This is a genomic window from Pseudomonas sp. B16(2017), from assembly GCF_002113205.1.
In the GTDB taxonomy this organism is placed as follows: Bacteria; Pseudomonadota; Gammaproteobacteria; order Pseudomonadales; family Pseudomonadaceae; genus Aquipseudomonas; species Aquipseudomonas pharyngis.
The window spans coordinates 26,919-47,468 of sequence record NZ_NEKA01000008.1; the positions used below are offsets into that span (position 1 = coordinate 26,919).

The 20,550-nt window shown below is 61.4% G+C and carries 22 protein-coding genes; 20 read left to right on the forward strand and 2 right to left on the reverse strand.

The features are described from left to right. Window positions 1-16: 16 nt before the first annotated feature. The 11 genes from CAG25_RS15370 (at window position 17) to CAG25_RS15420 (ending at window position 9,147) form a co-directional block, all read left to right on the forward strand. The gene (locus CAG25_RS15370; protein WP_163976130.1) at window positions 17-652 is read left to right on the forward strand and encodes a MotA/TolQ/ExbB proton channel family protein; all 636 of its coding nucleotides are present in this window, start codon (window positions 17-19) and stop codon (window positions 650-652) included. After that, complete coding sequence (locus CAG25_RS15375; RefSeq protein ID WP_039770694.1) at window positions 649-1,077, forward strand: biopolymer transporter ExbD; 429 nt, start codon at window positions 649-651, stop codon at window positions 1,075-1,077. Before CAG25_RS15370 ends, CAG25_RS15375 begins: the two co-directional genes overlap by 4 nt. Further along, window positions 1,077-2,087, forward strand: coding sequence for a tetraacyldisaccharide 4'-kinase (gene lpxK / locus CAG25_RS15380; protein ID WP_085612115.1), 1,011 nt, complete (start codon window positions 1,077-1,079; stop codon window positions 2,085-2,087). The genes CAG25_RS15375 and lpxK overlap by 1 nt, the downstream gene beginning before the upstream one ends. Window positions 2,088-2,111: 24 nt before the next feature. Continuing rightward, window positions 2,112-2,297: a Trm112 family protein gene (locus CAG25_RS15385; RefSeq protein ID WP_003179363.1), complete on the forward strand. Its 186-nt coding sequence runs from the start codon at window positions 2,112-2,114 to the stop codon at window positions 2,295-2,297. Then, window positions 2,294-3,058: a 3-deoxy-manno-octulosonate cytidylyltransferase gene (kdsB, locus tag CAG25_RS15390; protein ID WP_039770692.1), complete on the forward strand. Its 765-nt coding sequence runs from the start codon at window positions 2,294-2,296 to the stop codon at window positions 3,056-3,058. Before CAG25_RS15385 ends, kdsB begins: the two co-directional genes overlap by 4 nt. Further along, the gene (locus CAG25_RS15395) at window positions 3,058-3,522 is read left to right on the forward strand and encodes a low molecular weight protein-tyrosine-phosphatase (RefSeq protein WP_085612116.1); all 465 of its coding nucleotides are present in this window, start codon (window positions 3,058-3,060) and stop codon (window positions 3,520-3,522) included. The genes kdsB and CAG25_RS15395 overlap by 1 nt, the downstream gene beginning before the upstream one ends. After that, window positions 3,519-4,538: a UDP-N-acetylmuramate dehydrogenase gene (gene murB, locus CAG25_RS15400; RefSeq protein ID WP_085612117.1), complete on the forward strand. Its 1,020-nt coding sequence runs from the start codon at window positions 3,519-3,521 to the stop codon at window positions 4,536-4,538. Before CAG25_RS15395 ends, murB begins: the two co-directional genes overlap by 4 nt. A gap of 247 nt (window positions 4,539-4,785) precedes the next feature. Beyond that, window positions 4,786-5,256, forward strand: a complete 471-nt coding sequence (locus tag CAG25_RS15405; protein WP_039770687.1) for a (2Fe-2S)-binding protein — start codon at window positions 4,786-4,788, stop codon at window positions 5,254-5,256. Next, window positions 5,253-7,574: a xanthine dehydrogenase family protein molybdopterin-binding subunit gene (locus tag CAG25_RS15410; protein WP_085612118.1), complete on the forward strand. Its 2,322-nt coding sequence runs from the start codon at window positions 5,253-5,255 to the stop codon at window positions 7,572-7,574. Before CAG25_RS15405 ends, CAG25_RS15410 begins: the two co-directional genes overlap by 4 nt. Further along, a complete protein-coding gene (locus CAG25_RS15415) occupies window positions 7,574-8,554 on the forward strand; it encodes an XdhC family protein (protein WP_085612119.1) in 981 nt (326 codons plus the stop codon). Before CAG25_RS15410 ends, CAG25_RS15415 begins: the two co-directional genes overlap by 1 nt. Then, entirely contained in the window at window positions 8,551-9,147 is a 597-nt protein-coding gene (locus CAG25_RS15420) for a nucleotidyltransferase family protein (protein ID WP_085612120.1), read from the forward strand. Before CAG25_RS15415 ends, CAG25_RS15420 begins: the two co-directional genes overlap by 4 nt. Before the next feature lie 67 nt (window positions 9,148-9,214). On the opposite strand, the gene rne is transcribed toward CAG25_RS15420, so the two are convergent. Beyond that, entirely contained in the window at window positions 9,215-12,448 is a 3,234-nt protein-coding gene (gene rne / locus CAG25_RS15425; RefSeq protein ID WP_085612121.1) for a ribonuclease E, read from the reverse strand. Between the two features lie 699 nt (window positions 12,449-13,147). Between rne and rluC the strand changes: the two genes are divergently transcribed. The 3 genes from rluC to sppA are packed head-to-tail and all read left to right on the forward strand — an operon-like array spanning window position 13,148 to window position 15,773. After that, the gene (gene rluC, locus CAG25_RS15430; RefSeq protein ID WP_039770677.1) at window positions 13,148-14,110 is read left to right on the forward strand and encodes a 23S rRNA pseudouridine(955/2504/2580) synthase RluC; all 963 of its coding nucleotides are present in this window, start codon (window positions 13,148-13,150) and stop codon (window positions 14,108-14,110) included. Further along, window positions 14,097-14,759 carry an HAD-IA family hydrolase gene (locus CAG25_RS15435; RefSeq protein ID WP_085612122.1) on the forward strand — a complete coding sequence of 221 codons (663 nt, stop codon included), beginning with the start codon at window positions 14,097-14,099 and terminating at the stop codon, window positions 14,757-14,759. The genes rluC and CAG25_RS15435 overlap by 14 nt, the downstream gene beginning before the upstream one ends. 24 nt (window positions 14,760-14,783) lie before the next feature. After that, on the forward strand, window positions 14,784-15,773 hold the full coding sequence (sppA, locus tag CAG25_RS15440) for a signal peptide peptidase SppA (RefSeq protein WP_085612123.1): 990 nt from the start codon (window positions 14,784-14,786) through the stop codon (window positions 15,771-15,773). Window positions 15,774-15,819: 46 nt separating this feature from the next. Here the strand turns inward: sppA and CAG25_RS15445 are convergent, their stop codons facing one another. Continuing rightward, on the reverse strand, window positions 15,820-16,398 hold the full coding sequence (locus tag CAG25_RS15445; RefSeq protein WP_085612124.1) for a nucleoside triphosphate pyrophosphatase: 579 nt from the start codon (window positions 16,396-16,398) through the stop codon (window positions 15,820-15,822). 106 nt (window positions 16,399-16,504) lie between these two features. Here CAG25_RS15445 and CAG25_RS15450 point away from each other — a divergent pair, with 106 nt between their 5' ends. The 6 genes from CAG25_RS15450 to acpP all read left to right on the forward strand — a co-directional run bounded on the left by CAG25_RS15450 (window position 16,505) and on the right by acpP (window position 20,500). After that, entirely contained in the window at window positions 16,505-17,032 is a 528-nt protein-coding gene (locus CAG25_RS15450; RefSeq protein WP_003204262.1) for a YceD family protein, read from the forward strand. Between the two features lie 13 nt (window positions 17,033-17,045). After that, the gene (gene rpmF, locus CAG25_RS15455; protein ID WP_003179396.1) at window positions 17,046-17,228 is read left to right on the forward strand and encodes a 50S ribosomal protein L32; all 183 of its coding nucleotides are present in this window, start codon (window positions 17,046-17,048) and stop codon (window positions 17,226-17,228) included. Window positions 17,229-17,232: 4 nt separating this feature from the next. Continuing rightward, window positions 17,233-18,243 (forward strand): phosphate acyltransferase PlsX, encoded by a 1,011-nt coding sequence (gene plsX / locus CAG25_RS15460; protein WP_085612125.1) that lies wholly within the window; start codon window positions 17,233-17,235, stop codon window positions 18,241-18,243. A gap of 125 nt (window positions 18,244-18,368) precedes the next feature. Next, window positions 18,369-19,307: an ACP S-malonyltransferase gene (fabD, locus tag CAG25_RS15465; protein ID WP_007950787.1), complete on the forward strand. Its 939-nt coding sequence runs from the start codon at window positions 18,369-18,371 to the stop codon at window positions 19,305-19,307. Between the two features lie 16 nt (window positions 19,308-19,323). Next, complete coding sequence (fabG, locus tag CAG25_RS15470; protein WP_007950790.1) at window positions 19,324-20,067, forward strand: 3-oxoacyl-ACP reductase FabG; 744 nt, start codon at window positions 19,324-19,326, stop codon at window positions 20,065-20,067. Window positions 20,068-20,263: 196 nt separating this feature from the next. After that, a complete protein-coding gene (gene acpP, locus CAG25_RS15475; RefSeq protein ID WP_003175607.1) occupies window positions 20,264-20,500 on the forward strand; it encodes an acyl carrier protein in 237 nt (78 codons plus the stop codon). The last annotated feature ends 50 nt before the right edge of the window (window positions 20,501-20,550 follow it).

Consider the following 20,550-nt stretch of genomic DNA (forward strand, 5'->3'; position numbering starts at 1 on the left):
CGAGGGGGCTGTCACTGTGTGGGAATTGGTCAAATCCGGCGGCTGGATGATGTTGCCGATCATTCTGAGTTCCATCGCCGCCATGGCGATCGTCGCCGAGCGCCTGTGGACCCTGCGCGCCAGTCGCGTCACCCCTGAGCATCTGCTGGGTCAGGTCTGGGTCTGGATCAAGGACAAGCAGCTCAACAAGGAAAAACTCAAGGAATTGCGCGCCAACTCGCCGCTGGGGGAAATCCTCGCCGCAGGCCTGGCCAACTCCAAGCATGGTCGCGAGATCATGAAAGAGTGCATTGAAGAAGCGGCCGCCCGGGTCATCCACGAGCTGGAACGCTACGTCAACGCGCTGGGCACCATTGCCGCCATGTCGCCGTTGCTGGGTCTGCTGGGCACGGTGCTGGGCATGATCGATATTTTCAGTGCCTTCACCGGCTCCGGCATGACCACCAATGCTGCGGTGCTGGCCGGCGGTATTTCCAAGGCGCTGATCACTACCGCTGCGGGCCTGATGGTCGGTATTCCGGCAGTGTTCTTCCACCGTTTCCTGCAACGCCGCATCGATGAACTGGTGGTGGGCATGGAACAGGAAGCGATCAAACTGGTGGAAGTGGTGCAGGGCGACCGTGACGTCGATCTGGCCGGGGGCAAAGCGTGAAATTCCGTCGCAAGCCCCGGGAAACCATCGACATCAACCTCGCGTCGCTGATCGACGTGGTGTTCATCCTGTTGCTGTTTTTCGTCGTGACCACCACCTTCACCCGCGAAACCCAGCTGCGTGTCGACCTGCCGGAAGCGGTCAGCGGCTCGCCGGCCGAGGATCAGCAGGTCAAGCAACTGGACGTGGCCATCAGCGCCGAAGGCGTGTTCTCGGTGAACAACAGGATTCTGCCGAAAAACGATCTGGCGACGTTGATGGAAGCCATGCAGAAAGAAGCCAACGGCGACACCAATATGCCGCTGTCGATCAGTGCTGACGGCAAGGCTCAGCATCAATCCGTGATCACCGCCATGGATGCGGCCGGCAAGCTCGGTTTCAGCCATCTGCGCATGACCACGGTCGAGGCGGCGCCCAAATCCTGATGGCCATGTCCGATCGTCTGCTCGCCGCGTGGTATCAGGGGCACCCGGCCCTGACGCTGTTGCGGCCGCTGGAGTGGCTGTACCGCCGCGTGGTGGCGGGCAAACGTCAGCGTTTTCTCGATGGCGAAGGTGAGATCTACCAGTCGCCGGTGCCGGTGATCGTGGTCGGCAACATCACGGTCGGCGGCACCGGCAAGACACCGATGATCCTGTGGCTGATCGAGCACTGCCGACGCCACGGGCTGCGGGTCGGCGTGGTCAGCCGTGGTTACGGCGCCAAACCGGCGCAACTGCCGTGGCGGGTCGACGCTGAGCAGACTGCCGACATCGCCGGCGACGAGCCGTTGCTGATCGTGCAGCGCACCGGCGTACCGCTGATGATCGATCCCGATCGCAGCGCCGCCGTCAGAGCCCTGCTGGACAGCGAGCCGCTGGACCTGATCCTGTCCGATGACGGTATGCAACATTACCGCCTCGCGCGGGATCTGGAACTGGTGCTGATCGACGCTGCCCGTGGGCTTGGCAACCAGCGCTGCCTGCCCGCCGGCCCCCTGCGCGAACCGGTCGAGCGCCTGCAAAGCGTTGACGGTGTGCTGTTCAACGGCGCCCTTGAGGATCGCGACGGCGGTTTCGCTTTCCGTCTCAAGCCCTCGGCGCTGGTCAACCTGCGCAGCGGTGAACGCCGGCCGCTCGATCATTTTTCGCCCGGTCAGGCCGTGCACGCGGTGGCCGGGATCGGCAACCCGCAACGTTTCTTCAATACCCTCGAAGCGCTAGACTGGCGGCCTGTGCCCCACGCCTTCGCCGACCACGCCGAATACAGCGTGCAGGCCTTGAGTTTCACGCCGTCATTGCCAGTGGTGATGACTGAAAAGGACGCGGTGAAGTGCCGTGCCTTCGCTGCCGATGATTGGTGGTACCTGGCGGTCGATGCTGTGCCGTCGCCGGCCTTCGTGGCCTGGTTCGACACGCAGTTGATGCGCCTGTTGCCGGATCGTCTTTTGCCTTAATCCGTTTTTATCCAGGGAATGTTCATGGACACCAAATTGCTCGACATCCTCGCCTGCCCGGTCTGCAAAGGCCCGCTCAAGCTCAGCGCCGACAAGACCGAACTGATCAGCAAGGGCGCCGGTCTGGCGTACCCGATCCGCGACGGCATCCCGGTCATGCTGGAAAGCGAAGCCCGCACCCTGACCACCGACGAGCGTCTGGATAAATGACCACCGCCTTCACCGTTGTCATCCCGTCGCGTTACGCCTCGACCCGTCTGCCGGGCAAACCGCTGCTGGACATCGCCGGCAAGCCGATGATCCAGCACGTCTGGGAACAGGCGAGCAAAAGCAGCGCCAGCCGTGTGGTCGTGGCGACCGACGATGCGCGTATCGTCGAGGCCTGCAAGGCTTTCGGCGCTGAAGTGGTGCTGACCCGTGAAGATCACAACTCCGGTACCGATCGTCTGGCTGAAGTGGCGGCGAAGCTGGGTCTGGAGCCGGATGCCATCGTGGTCAACGTGCAGGGTGACGAGCCGCTGATCCCACCGAGCGTGATCGATCAGGTCGCCGCCAACCTTGCAGCCCACACCGAGGCGCGCATGGCCACCCTGGCCGAGCCGATCGAAGACGTGGAAACCCTGTTCAACCCGAACGTGGTCAAGGTCGTCAGCGACCTCAACGGTCTGGCGCTGACCTTCAGTCGAGCGACCCTGCCATGGGCCCGCGATTCGTTTGCCAAGAGCCGCGACGTGCTGCCGGAAGGCGTGCCGTATCGTCGTCACATCGGCATTTATGCCTACCGCGCAGGCTTCCTTCAGGACTTCGTGAGCTGGGGTCCGTGCTGGCTGGAAAACACCGAATCCCTCGAGCAATTGCGTGCCCTGTGGCACGGCGTGCGGATTCATGTGGCTGACGCGTTGATCGCGCCGCCGACCGGGGTCGACACCGCCGAAGACCTCGAGCGCGTCCGTCGCCTGCTGGAGGCCTGATGCGCGTTCTGTTCGTGTGCCTGGGCAACATCTGCCGTTCGCCCACCGCCGAAGGCGTGTTGCGCCACAAATTGCGCGAAGCGGGGCTGGCGAATCAGGTCGAAGTGGCCTCTGCCGGCACTGGCGACTGGCACGTCGGCAATCCGCCGGACAAGCGCAGCCAGGCGGCGGCCAAGCTGCGCGGTTATGACCTGTCGGCGCAACGCGCGCAGCAGGTCAGCCGCGCCGATTTCGCCAGCTACGACCTGATCCTCGCGATGGACAACAGCAACCTGCGCAATCTCAAGGCGCTGCAACCGTCCACCGGCAAGGCCGAGCTGGACTTGTTCCTGCGCCGCTACGAAGGTGAAGTCGACGAGGTGCCGGATCCGTATTACGACGGCGATCAGGGCTTCGAGCAGGTGCTGGATCTGATCGAGCGTGCCTGCGATCAGTTGTTGATTGAAGTGAAGGGGCGGTTATGAGTTTGCAGGTGCAACCGCAGGTTTCCCTGAAACCCTTCAATACCTTCGGCGTTGATGTGCGCGCACAGCTGTTTGCCGAAGCCCACAGTGACGCCGATGTGCGCGAAGCCCTGGCTTACGCGACTTCTCACAACCTGCCGTTGCTGGTGATCGGCGGCGGCAGCAACCTGTTGCTCACCGCGGACATCCCGGCACTGGTGCTGCGCATGGCCAGCCGTGGCATCCGTGTCATCAGCGACGACGGCAATCGTGTGGTGATTGAAGCCGAAGCCGGTGAGCCGTGGCACCCGTTCGTGCAGCACACGCTGGCGCAGGGTTTTTCCGGGCTGGAGAATCTCAGCCTGATCCCCGGCACTGTCGGCGCCGCGCCGATGCAGAACATCGGTGCTTACGGCGTCGAGATCAAGGATGTGTTCGCCGGCCTGACGGCGCTGGATCGCCAGACCGGCGAGCTGCGCGACTTCAGCCTGGAGGAATGCCGGTTCGCCTATCGCGACAGCGTGTTCAAGCAGCAGCCGGGGCGTTGGCTGATTCTGCGGGTGCGCTTCGCACTGGACCGAGTCGCGCATTTGCATCTGGAATACGGTCCGGTGCGTCAGCGTCTGACCGAGCAGGGCATCGAGCAACCGACGCCGACAGACGTCAGTCGAGCGATCTGCAGCATCCGCAGCGAAAAACTGCCGGACCCGGCGGTGCTCGGCAATGCCGGCAGCTTCTTCAAGAACCCGCTGGTGTCGGCGGCTGTGGTTGCACAGATCAAGGCGCAGCATCCGGATCTGGTGGCCTACGCGCAACCGGACGGGCAGATGAAACTGGCGGCCGGCTGGTTGATCGAGCGTGCCGGCTGGAAAGGTTTCCGCGAGGCCGATGCCGGCGTGCATAAATTGCAGGCGCTGGTGCTGGTCAACTACGGTGCGGCGACCGGGCTGCAATTGCTCGATCTGGCGCAGCGCATCCAGAAAGACATTTCAGAACGTTTCAATGTCGAGCTGGAAATGGAGCCCAACAGGTATTGAGGCTACGCTTTCAAGGCTGAACCCAAAGCCCTGCACTTATTTAAAAAGTGCAGGGCTTTTTTGTTAATCGCGGGTTAACGTAGCCAGCTAACGATACCAACCATTTGCTCCACCAAAGGCCCGGTGCAGACATTCCCGTCGGCACAAGAGAGCCTGATTAGCCTGAGCCGATCTGCGCGAACCACTACCGTCCCTGCGGTGGCAGATGGCTCGACCCCATAACCTCCAAGAATATGCGGGCGTGCCCATGATTACCCTGAAACTCAATGGTCAAGATCATCCACTCGATGTCACCGAGGACATGCCGCTGTTGTGGGCGATCCGCGACGTCGCCGGTTACAACGGCACCAAGTTCGGCTGCGGCATGGGGCTGTGCGGTGCATGCACCATTCATATCGACGGCGCGCCGGCGCGCAGTTGCATCACCCCGATCGGTTCGGTGGTCGGGCAGAACGTGACCACCATCGACAACCTGCATGCCGACCCGGTCGGTCAGATCGTCCAGCAAGCCTGGCTCGACACCGCTGTGGCCCAATGCGGTTACTGCCAGGGCGGGCAGATCATGTCCGCCACCGCGTTGCTCAAGACCAACCCGAACCCGAGCGACGAGCAGATCGAAGAAGCGATGGTCGGCAACATCTGCCGCTGCGGCACCTACAACCGGATCAAGACCGCGATCCGCCAGGCATCCACTCACCTGAAGGAGGCCAAGGCATGAGCCGTCTACCGAACGATTTCGCCCTGAGCAACCTGAGTCGCCGGGGCTTCCTCAAGGGCGTCGGCGCCACGGGTGCGCTGGTGCTGGCGGCGAGCTGGGGCTGGCAGGATGCGCTGGCCGAAGACAAGCCCAAGCAGTTCGGCGCCGATGGCATGCCCAACGGCTGGATCGACGATCCGAAGGTCTACGTCAGCATTGCCGCCGACGGCACGGTAACCGTGGTCTGCAACCGTTCGGAGATGGGCCAGGGTGTGCGTACCAGCCTGACCATGGTGGTCGCCGATGAACTGGAAGCCGACTGGGCGCACGTCAAGGTTCAGCAGGCGCCGGGTGATGAGGTGCGCTTCGGCAACCAGGACACCGACGGCTCGCGCAGCATGCGTCACTGGTACGAACCAATGCGCCGTTGCGGCGCCGCCGCCCGTACCATGCTGGAACAAGCGGCCGCCGCCCAGTGGAAGGTGCCAGTCGGCGAATGCCGCGCGCAACTGCATAAAGTCATTCACACGCCGTCCGGACGCGAGCTGGGTTACGGTGAACTGGCCGCTGCGGCCAGTGCGCTGACGGTGCCGGCCCGTGACAGCCTGCGGCTCAAGCAACCGTCGGAATTCCGCTACATCGGCAAGGAAGGCACCAAAGCCATCGACGGTGCCGACATCGTCAATGGCCGCGCGGTGTACGGGGCCGACGTGCATTTCGACGGCATGCTGTTCGCGGTCATTGCGCGTCCGGCGGTGTACGGCGGCAAGGTCAAGTCGGTGGACGACAGCGCCGCGCTGAAGGTGCCGGGCGTGCTGAAAGTCATCCAGATCGAACCCCGGCCATTGCCTTCGGAATTTCAGCCGTTGGGTGGCGTGGCTGTGGTGGCCAGCAATACCTGGGCGGCATTGAAGGGCCGTGAAGCGCTGAAAATCGAGTGGGATGACGGCCCGAACGCCACTTATGACTCGGTCGCCTATCGCAAGGAGATCGAAGCCGCTTCGCTGAAACCGGGCAAAGTGGTACGCAATACCGGCGACATCGACAAAGCCATCGCCGGTGCCGCCAGCACGCTGGAAGCCTCTTATTACTTGCCGCATCTGGCACAGGCGCCGATGGAACCGATGGTGGCCATCGCCCGTTACAAGGATGGCACTTGCGAAGCCTGGGCACCGAGCCAGGCGCCGCAGGTCACCCGTGAGCGGATCGCCGAACGCCTGGGGCTGCCATTCGATAACGTCACCTTCAACGTCACGCTGTTGGGCGGTGGTTTCGGCCGCAAGTCCAAACCGGACTTCGTCGTTGAAGCGGCCGTACTCGCCAAGGAGTTTCCTGGCAAAGCCTTGCGCGTGCAGTGGACCCGGGAAGACGACATCCACAATTCGTATTTCCACACGGTGTCCGCCGAATACCTCAAGGCCGGCGTGGGCAAGGACGGTTTGCCGTCCGCCTGGCTGCACCGCACGGTAGCGCCGAGCATTACCGCGCTGTTTGCGCCGGGCATGAATCACGAAGCTGCGTTCGAGCTGGGCATGGGTTTCACCAACATGGCCTACGCGATTCCCAACGTGCGCCTGGAAAACCCTGAAGCCACGGTTCATACGCGGGTCGGCTGGTATCGCTCGGTGTCGAACATTCCCCATGGCTTCGCAATTCAGAGCTTCGTCGACGAACTGGCGCACAAGGCCAAGGAAGATCCGCTCAAGTACCAGATCAAGTTGCTCGGCCCGGATCGGCAGATTGATCCGCGCACGCTCAGTGAAGAATGGAACTACGGCGAATCCCCCGAGCGTTATCCGATCGACACCGGGCGCATGCGCACCGTGCTCGAGACTGCGGCCAAGGCGGCGGGTTGGGGTCGTCAACTGCCCAAGGGTCGTGGCCTCGGATTGGCGGTGCATTACAGCTTCGTCACCTACGTGGCGGCGGTGATCGAAGTCGAGGTCAAGGACGACGGCACGCTGATCGTGCACAAGGCGGATATCGCCGTGGATTGCGGCCCGCAGATCAACCCCGAGCGCATCCGTTCGCAGTTCGAAGGCGCCTGCGTGATGGGCCTGGGCAACGCCGTGTGGGGCGAAATCAGCTTCAAGGACGGCAAGGTGCAGCAGGACAACTTCCATATGTATGAAGTGGCGCGCATGTCGTTGGCGCCGAAGGAAGTCGCGGTGCATCTGGTAACGCCGCCGGGCGAGGTGCCGCTGGGTGGCGTCGGCGAACCGGGCGTGCCGCCGATTGCGCCGGCGCTGTGCAACGCGATCTTCGCCGCCACCGGTCAGCGCATCCGTAACCTGCCGGTGCGTTACCAGTTGCAGGGCTGGCAGAAGGCGCAAGCGTGATGGACAGCGCCGATCTGAATGTCCTGCGCAGTGTGCTCGAATGGCGTCGCGCCGGGCAGCGAGTGATGTTGTTCAGTGTCGTGCAGACTTGGGGCACCGCGCCCCGGGCGCCCGGCGCAATGCTGGCGTTGCGCGAAGATGGCGTGGTGATCGGTTCGGTGTCCGGCGGTTGCGTCGAGGATGATCTGATCGCTCGGCTGCACGACGGGCGGATTCCCGCCAACGGGCCGCCGGTGCAGTTGATCACCTACGGCGTGACGCAGGAAGAAGCGGCGCGCTTCGGCCTGCCTTGCGGCGGCACCCTGCGCCTCACCGAGGAGCGGGTCGGCGATCCGGCGTGGGTCGCCGAGTTGCTGGAACGTTGCGAGGCTCACGAAATCGTCGCTCGTGAGCTGAACATCGGCACTGGCGAGGTGGTGTTGCGACCGGCCGGCAAGGCTGACACCTTGAGCTTCGACGGCCAGACCCTGCGTGCCATTTACGGTCCGCGCTGGCGCCTGCTGTTGATCGGCGCCGGGCAGTTGTCACGGTATGTGGCCGAGATGGCGCGGCTGCTGGATTTCGAAGTGCTGATCTGTGATCCGCGCACCGAGTTCGTCTATGGCTGGGAAGAGCAGCATGGACGTTTTGTCCCCGGCATGCCGGACGAAGCAGTGCTGAATATCCAGACCGATGAACGCACGGCGATTGTCGCGCTGACTCACGACCCACGGCTGGATGACATGGCGCTGCTCACGGCGCTCGACTCCAAGGCGTTCTACGTCGGCGCACTCGGTTCACGGGTCAACAGCCGCAAGCGTCGGGAAAATCTGGCTGAGCTAGGCTTGTCGGAAGCGGCCATCGCCCGTTTGCACGGGCCGATCGGTTTGCACATCGGCAGCCATTCACCGGCGGAAATCGCCCTGTCGCTGTTGGCGGAAATCGTCGCGATCAAGAATGGTGTCGAGCTCAAACAGAAGAAGACACTGGAGAGCGTATGAGCCGATCCATCGGAGTGATTGTGCTGGCGGCGGGCGAGGGCAGCCGCTTTCGCGAAGTGGCGGGTTCCGACAAGGACAAGCTGCTGGCCGATTGCACCGGGCGCGACGGTGCGGTGCGTTCGGTGATCGAGCAGGTGTTGGTCAACCTGCCGGCGAGTCTCGATCAGCGAGTGCTGGTGACGACCGAGGCGCGCCCGCAGGCGATGCGCATGGCGCAGGCTTATGGGTGTGACATTGTCTCGATCGAGTCCACGGGAATGGGCGACAGCATCGCGGCGGGTGTGGCGGCTTGCCCGGAGGCCGATGGCTGGCTGATTGTGCTGGGCGACATGCCGTTCATCCTGCCGTCGAGCATTGAGCGGGTCGTGGCGGCGATTGCCGAGGATTCCGTCAGCGTACCGACGTTGAATGGTGACTATGGGCATCCGGTCGGGTTTGGCCGCTCGTTCGCCGCAGGGCTGATGGCTTTGTCCGGTGACCGGGGCGCCAGACCGCTGTTTGCCCAAGGTCGGGTGATTGAAGTCGCGGTGGATGACCCGGGGGTGTTGTGGGATATCGATGTGCCGGATGCGCTGGTGTTCCCGCCCTCCTGATAAAACCTTGAGATATAAAAAAGCCCCGCCTGGATCACCAGGCGGGGCTTTTTAGTGGCTTTTGGAATCAGACGAGGGGTTTAGGCTCGTGTTCTTTTTCCTGGGCCTCTTCGTGTTGCTCGACCGCTTCCTGAACGGAGCGTGGTGCTTCGGCAATCACGGCTTCAACGGCCACTTCCTCGGCGACCGGGGCAGGAGCCGCCTCGACCACTTCGGCAGCTGGAGCAGCAGCGGCGGCAGCGGCAGCCAGCTCGGCTTCCTTCTGCAGACGCTCTTCTTCACGCTTGCGACGACGCACTTCACGCGGGTCGTTCGGCGCGCGGCCGCTTGGGGTCAGGGCGCTGACCGGAGCTGCTTCAACCACTGGCGCTGGTGCTTCGGCTACAACTGGCGCTTCAACCACAGGGGCTTCAACGACCGGTGCCGGTTCAGCAACAACTACTGGCTCGGCAGCCTTGGCTTCTTCAACAACAACATGCGCTTCAACCACTGGCGCTGGTGTTTCAGTGGCAGCCGGCTCGGCGACCCAGTTGAACGCGGTCTGTTCTTCGCGAACTTCACGCACGGTTTCGGTCACGGTTTCAGCGACGGTTTCGACAACCGACTGTTCAGCGACGGCTGGCGCTTCAAAGGACACAGCTGGTTCGGCAGCGACTTCAACCTGAGGCTGAGCTTCGCGAGCCGGAGCTACTTCGACTTCCGGAGCAGCAGGCGCTACGACCGGAGTGGTGGCTTCAACAACCGGCGCTTCTACTGGAGCAGTTTCCAGTGTTGCAGCGGTAGCGCGTTCAGCTTGCTCGTGGGCCTGAGCTTCAGCCGGAGCGCTGATCACGGTGCTGGCAACAGCAGCGGTAACAGCCAGACCAGCAGCCAGATCGGCAGTGCTTGGCGCCTGGGCGTTTTCGCCGGACTCGGACTCTTCCGAACCTTCGATCACGTTGCCATTGGCATCACGCTGACGCTCGCGACGGTTGCTGCGACGACGCTGACCACGGGAGCGGCGGCGTGGACGATCGCCTTCGGCGTTCTCCGAACCTTCTTCCGGCAGCTGCTCTTCGTTGGTGGTGATTTCTTCTTCAGCGATGGCAGCAGCGGCCTGTTCGGCGCGCGGCTGACGCTCTTCACGCGGAGGACGTGGCGCACGTTCTTCACGTGGCTGACGGGCCGGACGCTCTTCAGCGGTGGCGGCGGCAGCAACGGCCGGAGCGGCATCCAGAGGCTCGCGCAGTTCACGTACGCGTTCTTCACGCTCGCCACGTGGCTTGCGATCTTCACGCGGAGCACGTGGTGCACGTTCTTCACGAGGCGCGCGTGGTGCGCGTTCTTCGCGGGCTACCGGTGCTTCGTCACGGGATTCGCGTGGCTCGCGGACTTCACGTGGTTCGCGCGGTTGACGCTCTTCACGCGGCTCACGTGGGGCGCGCTCTTCACGCGGTGCACGCTCTTCGCGCGGCTTGCGCTCTTCATCGCGGCGACCATTACGGTTGCGGCTCTGCTGACGACCGTTGCGACGCTCTTCGTTGCGGGCCGGACGCTCGGTGGCTGGTTTTTCAACCACGACCGGAGCAACCGGCTCTTCCTTGGTGGCGAACAGGCTGACCAGCGACTTCACCAGGCCTTTGAACAGGCTTGGCTCTGGCGCGGCAACTGGAGCAGGTGCCGGGGCCGGAGCGGCGACTTCGGTCGGAACCGGAGCGTTGGCGCGGGCCGGAGCCGTCTTGACCGCGGCTTCCTGGCGAACCAGGGTGCGGGTCGCGGCGGCTGGCTGGACGTCTTCGACATCGGCGGCAGCGGCAGCGATTTCGTAGCTGGACTGGTTGGTCGCGGCTTCCGGGCTGTCGTCACGCAGACGCTGAACTTCGAAATGCGGGGTTTCGAGGTGATCGTTCGGCAGGATGACGATGCGGGCGCGGGTGCGCAGTTCGATCTTGGTGATCGAGTTGCGTTTTTCGTTGAGCAGGAACGCGGCCACCGGGATCGGTACTTGAGCGCGAACTTCGGCGGTGCGGTCTTTCAGGGCTTCTTCTTCGATCAGGCGCAGGATCGCCAGGGACAGCGATTCGACGTCACGGATGATGCCGGTGCCGCTGCAGCGCGGGCAGACGATGCCGCTGCTTTCACCGAGCGAAGGACGCAGGCGCTGACGGGACATTTCCAGCAGGCCGAAGCGCGAGATGCGGCCGATCTGCACGCGGGCGCGGTCGGCTTCCAGGCATTCGCGGACTTTCTCTTCCACGGCGCGCTGGTTCTTGGCAGGGGTCATGTCGATGAAGTCGATGACGATCAGGCCGCCGATGTCGCGCAGGCGCAACTGACGGGCGATTTCTTCGGCGGCTTCAAGGTTGGTCTGCAGGGCGGTTTCTTCGATGTCGCTGCCTTTGGTGGCGCGCGCCGAGTTGATGTCGATGGACACCAGGGCTTCGGTCGGATCGATGACGATGGAGCCGCCGGACGGCAGTTCGACGACGCGCTGGAAAGCGGTCTCGATCTGGCTTTCGATCTGGAAACGGTTGAACAGCGGAACGCTGTCTTCGTACAGCTTGATCTTGCTGGCGTACTGCGGCATCACCTGGCGGATGAAGGTCAGGGCTTCGTCCTGGGCTTCAACGCTGTCGATCAGCACTTCGCCGATGTCCTGGCGCAGGTAATCGCGGATCGCGCGGATGATCACGTTGCTTTCCTGGTAGATCAGGAATGGCGCGGAACGATCCAGCGAGGCTTCTTTGATGGCGGTCCAGAGTTGCAGCAGGTAATCGAGGTCCCACTGCATTTCTTCGCTGCTGCGGCCCAGGCCGGCAGTGCGCACGATCAGACCCATGTCGGCTGGAGCGACCAGACCGTTCAGCGCTTCACGCAGTTCGTTGCGCTCTTCGCCTTCGATGCGACGGGAGATGCCGCCGGCACGAGGGTTGTTCGGCATCAGAACGAGGTAACGACCGGCCAGGCTGATGAAGGTGGTCAGGGCTGCGCCCTTGTTGCCACGTTCTTCTTTTTCGACCTGAACGATGACTTCCTGGCCTTCGCTCAGGACGTCCTTGATGTTGACGCGGCCTTCAGGGGCTTTCTTGAAGTATTCGCGGGAGATTTCTTTGAGGGGCAGGAAGCCGTGGCGCTCGGAGCCGAAATCGACAAAGGCAGCCTCAAGGCTTGGTTCGATGCGAGTGATGCGGCCTTTATAGATGTTGGCCTTCTTCTGCTCGCGTGCACCGGATTCGATGTCCAGGTCGTAGAGGCGCTGGCCATCTACCAGTGCAACACGCAACTCTTCGGGTTGAGTTGCGTTAATCAGCATTCTTTTCATGTAGTACCGTCGGTTTCCGGGCTGCCGGAAACGGCGTTCGGCACACACGACTTCTCACGGTCGGTGTCAGGTGCGTCGGGAGTGGTTGGCCATTCCCGTGTCCAGCGATGTCCGGCCAATTGGGCCGTTATCGCGACGTACGCGTCCTGCTTGCTGTGGCTACTTAAGCACTCAGTCAGGAGGAGGAATCAACCGGTGGCTGTGGACGAGATGAAGCGTCTTGATAAAACCTGTTGCTACACAGTCCAGCGGTTGTGCATCTCCACCCTACACGTATCCCTGATAATTCGGGTGCTGCCGCGCGCAGAATCCGCAGCGGGTTGGCATTTACCGTGAGCTCCGAAAGGGGAGGTCACGCATCATGGCTAATTCAGGCGGTGTTTCCGGAGTCTTCGCTCGGGGTCATCCGCGGCTGACTGCACTTTGTGAACTGGCCGTGAATATGGCTCGCGTGGCGAGTGAAAACTCTGCTTTGCGGCGTGATTCAGGCCTCATGTCACCTGCGCTTGTTACAGCTGCAAACTCCACCGTTACGTAGCAAAAGCCCCGTAGGACGGCCTCGCGTCCTGGTGAATTGCGTTGGTCAGGGCCGGTTTTTGACCGTGGTTCCGCTGTCCAGGCCGCTTTTGGCGGCGTTCGCGACTATAGCAGCAATGATTAAGTGCTTCAATTCCATAAAAAATTGTTATTATCCGCGCCATGACGACTACTGCCCCTACGACTCCAGGCGTTCAACTGCTTGAGGTCTCGCCGGAATATGCCGGCCAACGAATCGACAATTTCCTCCTCGCCCGGCTCAAAGGCGTGCCCAAGACCTTGATTTACCGCATTTTGCGCAAAGGCGAAGTGCGCGTGAACAAAGGTCGGATCAAGCCCGAATACAAGCTGCAGGCCGGCGACATTGTGCGCGTGCCGCCGGTGCGCGTGCCTGAGCGTGACGAGCCGGTCCCTTTGGCTCAAGGCCTGTTGCAGCGCCTGGAAGCCTCGATTGTCTACGAAGACAAAGCCCTGATCGTGATCAACAAGCCCGCCGGCATTGCGGTTCACGGTGGCAGCGGCCTGAATTACGGCGTTATCGAAGCCTTTCGTCAGTTGCGCCCCGATGCCAAGGAGCTCGAGCTGGTTCACCGTCTCGATCGCGACACCTCCGGCCTGCTGATGATCGCCAAGAAACGCAGCATGTTGCGTCACTTGCATGCCGCGTTGCGCGGTGACGGTGTCGACAAGCGCTACATGGCACTGGTTCGCGGCAACTGGGCGACCTCGATCAAGCAGGTCCGTGCGGCGCTCGGCAAGAGCAATCTGCGCTCCGGTGAGCGCATGGTCGAGGTCGACGAGGAGGAGGGCAAGGAGTCTGTGACCGTGTTCAAGGTCCTGCGTCGCTTCGGCGATTTTGCCACTTTGATCGAGGCCAAACCGATCACCGGGCGCACGCACCAGATCCGCGTCCACACGTTGCACGCCGGACACTGCATTGCCGGTGACACCAAATACGGCGATGACGGTTTCAGTAAGGAAATCCGTGATCTGGGCGGCAAGCGCCTGTTCCTGCACGCCTACATGCTGACCGTGCCGCTGCCCGATGGCGGTGAACTCAAGTTGCAGGCACCGGTCGATGAAATGTGGGCCAAGACTGTGGAGCGATTGAGTGCGCCCATCTGATTACAAGCTGCTGATTTTCGATTGGGACGGCACCCTGGCCGATTCCATTCATCGGATTGTCGAGGCGATGCACTCGGCGTCCGGGCGTTCAGGTTTCGAGTTGCGTGATGATTTTGCCGTCAAAGGCATCATCGGTCTGGGCTTACCCGAGGCGATCCGCACGCTGTATCCGGAAATCAGCGATACCGAAATGACCTTGTTTCGCGAGTATTACGCCGATCACTACATCGCTGCAGAAGCCGTGCCTTCGCCGTTGTTCGAAGGCGTAGTCGAGTCGATGGCGTCCTTTCGCGAGCAGGGCTATCACCTGGCTGTCGCGACCGGCAAGAATCGTCGCGGGCTGGATCGGGTGCTCAAGGCCAATGGCTGGGAAGATTATTTCGATATCACCCGCGCAGCCGATGAAACTGCAAGCAAGCCGCACCCTCTGATGCTGGAGCAGATCCTTGCGCATTGCGGTGTGCGTGCCGAGCAAGCGCTGATGGTCGGTGATTCGTCCTTCGATCTGCTGATGGCGAGCAATGCGGGGATGGATTCGGTGGCGGTCAGTTATGGCGCGCAATCGATCGAATCACTGCAGCAGTTTGAGCCGCGACTGTCGATCGACCATTTTTCCGAATTGCACGCCTGGCTGGGGCAGCAGGCTTAATACGTTTTTGCTGGGGTGGATGGCATGACCGACGAATGGAAAGCACCGGCCAAGGCAACTGCCGACGACGGTGATGCGAAAAGCTGGAAGCTGCTGGAAAAGACTCTGCTGGCCGGCGTGCAGGAGCAGCGTCGTTCGCGGCGCTGGGGCATCTTCTTCAAGTTGCTGACCTTTGTTTATCTGTTTGTTGCGCTGATCCTGTTCACGCCGTTGATGGACATGGAAAAAAGCGCCACCCGCAGCGGCAACTACACCGCGCTGATCGACGTCACCGGCATGATTGCCGACAAGGAGCCGGCCAGCGCCGACAATATCGTCGGCAGCCTGCGCGCGGCGTTCGAGGACAAGAAGGTCAAGGGCGTAATCCTGCGCATCAACAGTCCGGGCGGCAGTCCGGTGCAGTCGGGTTATGTGTATGACGAGATCAAGCGCCTGCGCGGCCTGCATCCCGACACCAAGCTGTACGCGGTGATTTCCGATCTGGGAGCTTCCGGTGCCTATTACATTGCCAGTGCGGCGGATCAGATTTATGCCGACAAGGCCAGTCTGGTCGGTTCCATTGGTGTGACGGCGGCCGGTTACGGGTTTGTCGGGACCATGGAGAAGCTCGGTGTCGAGCGTCGCACTTACACCTCCGGCGAGCACAAGGCGTTCCTCGATCCGTTCCAGCCGCAGAAGCCGGAAGAAACGGCGTTCTGGCAGAGTGTGCTGGATACCACGCACAAGCAGTTCATCAACAGCGTCAAGCAGGGGCGTGGCGATCGCCTGAAGGACAAGGAGCATCCGGAGCTGTTCTCCGGGCTGGTCTGGTCTGGCGAGCAGGCGCTGCCATTGGGGCTGATCGATGGGCTGGGCAATGCCAGTTCGGTGGCGCGTGAGGTGATTGGCGAAAAGGAACTGGTGGACTTCACCGTTCAGGAATCGCCGTTCGACCGCTTCTCGAAGAAGCTCGGTGCCAGCGTTGCCGAGAAGCTGGCAATGTGGATGGGTTTCAACGGCCCGTCGTTGCGTTGATCGAATGCTGCAAGAAAGGCCGGCCTGAGGGCCGGTTTTTTGTGGGTCAGGGAATCTGTACGCCTTCGACCAGCAGCATGTCGATCAGGCGAATCAGCGGCAGGCCGATCAGGCTGGTGGCGTCCGGGCCTTCGGTGGACTGAAACAGGCTTACTCCCAGTCCTTCGGCCTTGAAGCTGCCGGCGCAGTCATAGGGCTGCTCGGCGTGCAGGTAGCGCTCGACGCAGGCCTGATCCAGTACGCGCATGTGCACGGCGAAGGGCACGCAGTCGACCTGGCAGTGGCCGGTCTGGCTGTTGAGCAGGGCCAGGCCGGTGAGGAAGGTCACGCTGGCGCCGCTGGCGGCCATCAGTTGTTCGCGGGCGTTTTCGAAGGTGTGCGGCTTGCCGATGATGCGCTCGCCGAGTACGGCAACTTGGTCGGAGCCGATGATCAGGTGGGCAGGGTGGCTGTCGGCCAAGGCTCGGGCCTTTTGTTCGGCGAGGCGCTTGACCAGCTCGATTGCCGACTCGTCCGGGCGATGGCTTTCATCGATATTCGGTGAGCTGCAGACGAACGGCAGGCGCAGGCGGCTGAGCAATTCTCGACGATAGGTCGAGCTTGAAGCGAGTAATAAAGGCAGCATTCGCATCTCCAGAGGCAGGCGACAGATTCTAGCGGAGCCGCGCAAGTGACGGACAGGGCACAATTTCCTTTGACATGGGTGGGTGCATCCCTATAATGCTGCGCCTATGTTGAATGACCCGATTCCACCTCACGTTGACCCGCGCAAATTGGCTGACCGTGGCACCACCCTTCAAGGTGAACTGCTGCTGGCCGATTTGAAGAGACTCTGCGACCCGCTTTCCGACGATGTCGGTACGGTGCAGGCAAAATTCGTTTTTGAACGAGATGAACGTAAATCTGTGGTGATCCACAGCTTTATCGACACCGAAGTCAAAATGGTTTGCCAGCGTTGTCTTGAGCTGGTCACCCTGCCGATCCACAGCGAATGCAGTTACGCTGTTGTGAAGGAGGGTGCGAATACCCAGTCGTTACCGAAAGGTTATGACGTGCTGGAACTGGGCGAAGATCCATTGGATCTGCAGTCACTGATCGAGGAGGAGCTTCTGCTCGCCTTGCCCATTGTGCCTGCTCATCATCCGGAAGAATGCCAGCAGCCGGCGGGAGCAGATGAGCCCGAACCGAGCGAGGACGAGGTAACGCGGTCCAACCCGTTCAGTGTATTGGCGCAGTTAAAGCGTGACCCAAACGTTTAGGAGTTAATCAATTATGGCTGTTCAGCAGAACAAAAAATCCCGCTCTGCCCGTGACATGCGCCGTTCGCACGACGCTCTCGAGGCTAGCACCCTGTCTGTAGAAAAAACCACTGGTGAAGTTCACCTGCGTCACCACGTATCGCCAGAAGGCGTATACCGTGGCCGTAAAGTGATCGACAAGGGCGCTGACGAGTAATCACTTGTCCGCTCAAGTCATCGCGATTGACGCAATGGGCGGGGACTTCGGTCCCCGCAGCATTGTTCAGGCCAGCCTTGCTTGCCTTTCTGCTACACCCTCGCTGCACCTGACCCTCGTCGGTCAACCTTCCCTTCTTGAAGAACTGATCACCGGCCAATCGGCTGCCGATCGCGCGCGCCTGACGATTGTCCCGGCGTCCGAAGTCATCACCATGGACGAAAAACCTGCCCAGGCCCTGCGTGGCAAGCCGGACTCGTCGATGCGTGTCGCCCTCGAGTTGCTGCGTGATGGCAAGGTCCAGGCCTGTGTCAGTGCCGGCAATACCGGGGCACTGATGGCCCTGTCGCGATTCGTGCTCAAGACCCTGCCGGGGATTGATCGTCCGGCCATGGTTGCCGCCATCCCCACCCAAAAAGGCTACTGCCAGTTGCTTGATCTCGGCGCCAACGTCGATTGCAGTGCCGAGCACTTGTTGCAGTTCGCCGTGATGGGGTCCGTGGCCGCGCAAACCCTTGGCATTGCCCGTCCGCGTGTTGCGCTGCTGAATATCGGCACCGAAGACATCAAGGGCAATCAGCAGGTCAAACTGGCTGCGACGTTGCTGCAGGCTGCACGGGGCATTAACTACATCGGTTTCATCGAAGGTGACGGCTTGTATCGCGGCGAGGCGGATGTGGTGGTTTGCGACGGTTTTGTCGGCAATATACTGCTCAAGTCCAGCGAAGGCCTGGCGACGATGATCGCTGCGCGTATCGAGGCCTTGTTCAAGAAAAACTTCGCTTCCCGTGCTGTCGGCGCTCTGGCGCTGCCATTGATGAAGCGTCTGCAGGCTGATCTGGCGCCGGCGCGACATAACGGCGCAAGCTTCCTCGGCTTGCAGGGGATTGTCGTGAAAAGTCACGGTTCGGCCGGGGTTCAGGGGTTTCAGAGTGCGATTCAGCGAGCGCTGATCGAGATTCAGGAGAATCTTCCCGAGCGCCTGCACGGCCGACTGGAGGATTTGTTGTCTTAGGCGTTTTCGTCGGACAATGCTTAAATGTGACCGCCCGGTTCAAAGGGCCATCCAACTGTCAGTTTCTTGCGTCCCTCTAGCGGGATGCCATTTTTCCGACGACAAGATCATTAGGGGCTTGTTACATGTCTGCTTCCCTCGCATTCGTCTTTCCAGGACAGGGTTCGCAGTCCCTCGGCATGCTGGCCGAGCTGGGCGCGCAACATCCACTGATCCTCGAAACTTTCAAAGAAGCATCCGATGCTCTGGGCTATGACCTGTGGGCACTGACCCAGCAGGGCCCGGAAGAGCTGCTCAATCAAACCGACAAAACCCAACCGGCCATTCTGACCGCTTCGATCGCCCTGTGGCGTCTGTGGCTGGCGGAAGGTGGCGCGCGTCCGGCCTTCGTTGCCGGTCACAGCCTGGGTGAATACAGCGCGCTGGTCGCTGCCGGCAGCCTGAGCCTGGCCGACGCGGTAAAGCTCGTCGAGCGCCGTGGCCAGTTGATGCAGGAAGCCGTACCGGCCGGGCAGGGCGGCATGGCTGCCATCCTCGGTCTGGAAGATGCTGACGTTCTCGCTGCCTGTGCCGAAGCGGCACAAGGCGAAGTGGTCAGCGCGGTGAACTTCAACTCCCCGGGCCAGGTAGTGATCGCCGGTGCCAAGGCTGCCGTTGAGCGTGCCATCGAAGGCTGCAAGGCCCGTGGCGCCAAGCGTGCCATGCCGCTGCCGGTCAGCGTGCCGTCGCACTGTGAACTGATGCGCCCGGCTGCCGAGCGCTTCGCCGAGTCCATCGCTGCCATCGACTGGCAGGCACCGCAGATCCCTGTGGTGCAGAACGTCAGCGCCCAGGTGCCGGCGGATCTGGAAACCCTCAAGCGTGATCTGCTGGAGCAACTCTACAAGCCGGTTCGCTGGGTTGAATCGGTCCAGACCCTGGCCGCCAAAGGCGCGACCAACCTGGTCGAATGTGGCCCTGGCAAAGTGCTGGCCGGTCTGAACAAACGTTGCGCCGAAGGCGTTTCGACTTCCAACCTCAATACCCCAGACGCTTTCGCTGCTGCTCGCGCAGCGGCTGTCTGAATCAGGAGAAGCTTGCATGAGTCTGCAAGGTAAAGTTGCACTGGTCACCGGCGCAAGCCGTGGCATCGGCCAGGCTATCGCACTGGAACTGGGTCGTCAGGGCGCCATCGTTGTCGGCACCGCGACTTCCGCTTCGGGCGCCGAGCGTATTGCTGCGACCCTGAAGGAAAACGGCATTCAGGGCGCAGGTTTCGAACTGAACGTCACCAGCGATGAATCGGTTACCAAGGTACTGGCGAGCATCCAGGAGCAATTCGGTGCTCCGGTGGCGATTCTGGTCAACAATGCCGGCATCACCCGCGATAACCTGATGATGCGCATGAAAGACGACGAGTGGTACGACGTGATCGATACCAACCTGAACAGTCTGTATCGCCTGTCCAAGGGCGTTTTGCGCGGCATGACCAAGGCGCGTTGGGGCCGAATTATCAGTATTGGCTCGGTGGTGGGTGCCATGGGCAACGCTGGCCAAGTAAACTATGCAGCCGCCAAGGCCGGGCTGGAAGGTTTCAGCCGTGCCATGGCGCGTGAAGTCGGTTCGCGTTCGATTACGGTCAACTCGGTAACCCCAGGGTTCATCGACACCGATATGACGCGCGAGCTGCCTGAAGCACAGCGTGAAGCCTTGCAGACGCAGATTCCGCTGGGCCGTCTGGGACAAGCTCAAGAGATCGCGTCCGTGGTCGCTTTTCTTGCATCCGACGGTGCGGCATACGTGACCGGGGCTACAATCCCGGTTAACGGCGGGATGTACATGTAATTCAAATGTGACGGATTGCTTCAAAAAAATGTCATACGAGCTGTCTAAAATCCGTTATAAAGCTGCAATCTATTTATAGGCAGAGGGGCGCAGGGTTTGAGGAGTGAAGCTTTCAGTTGAAAAGCTGAAAAGTCTTTCTATACACTTACCCACTGGCCAGCTGCCTGAATTTGTCCATTAGGAGTGAAAACAAGGTATGAGCACCATCGAAGAGCGCGTCAAGAAAATCGTTGCCGAGCAACTGGGTGTTAAAGAAGAAGAAGTGGTCAACACCGCTTCCTTCGTAGAAGACCTGGGTGCCGACTCCCTTGACACCGTTGAGCTGGTGATGGCTCTGGAAGAGGAATTCGAGACCGAAATCCCTGACGAAGAAGCTGAGAAGATCACTACTGTACAAGCTGCAATCGACTACGTTACTAGCCACCAGGCGTAATAGTTTGTAATCGTTGCTTGCTGTCATGGAAAAACCGCACTGCCATCATG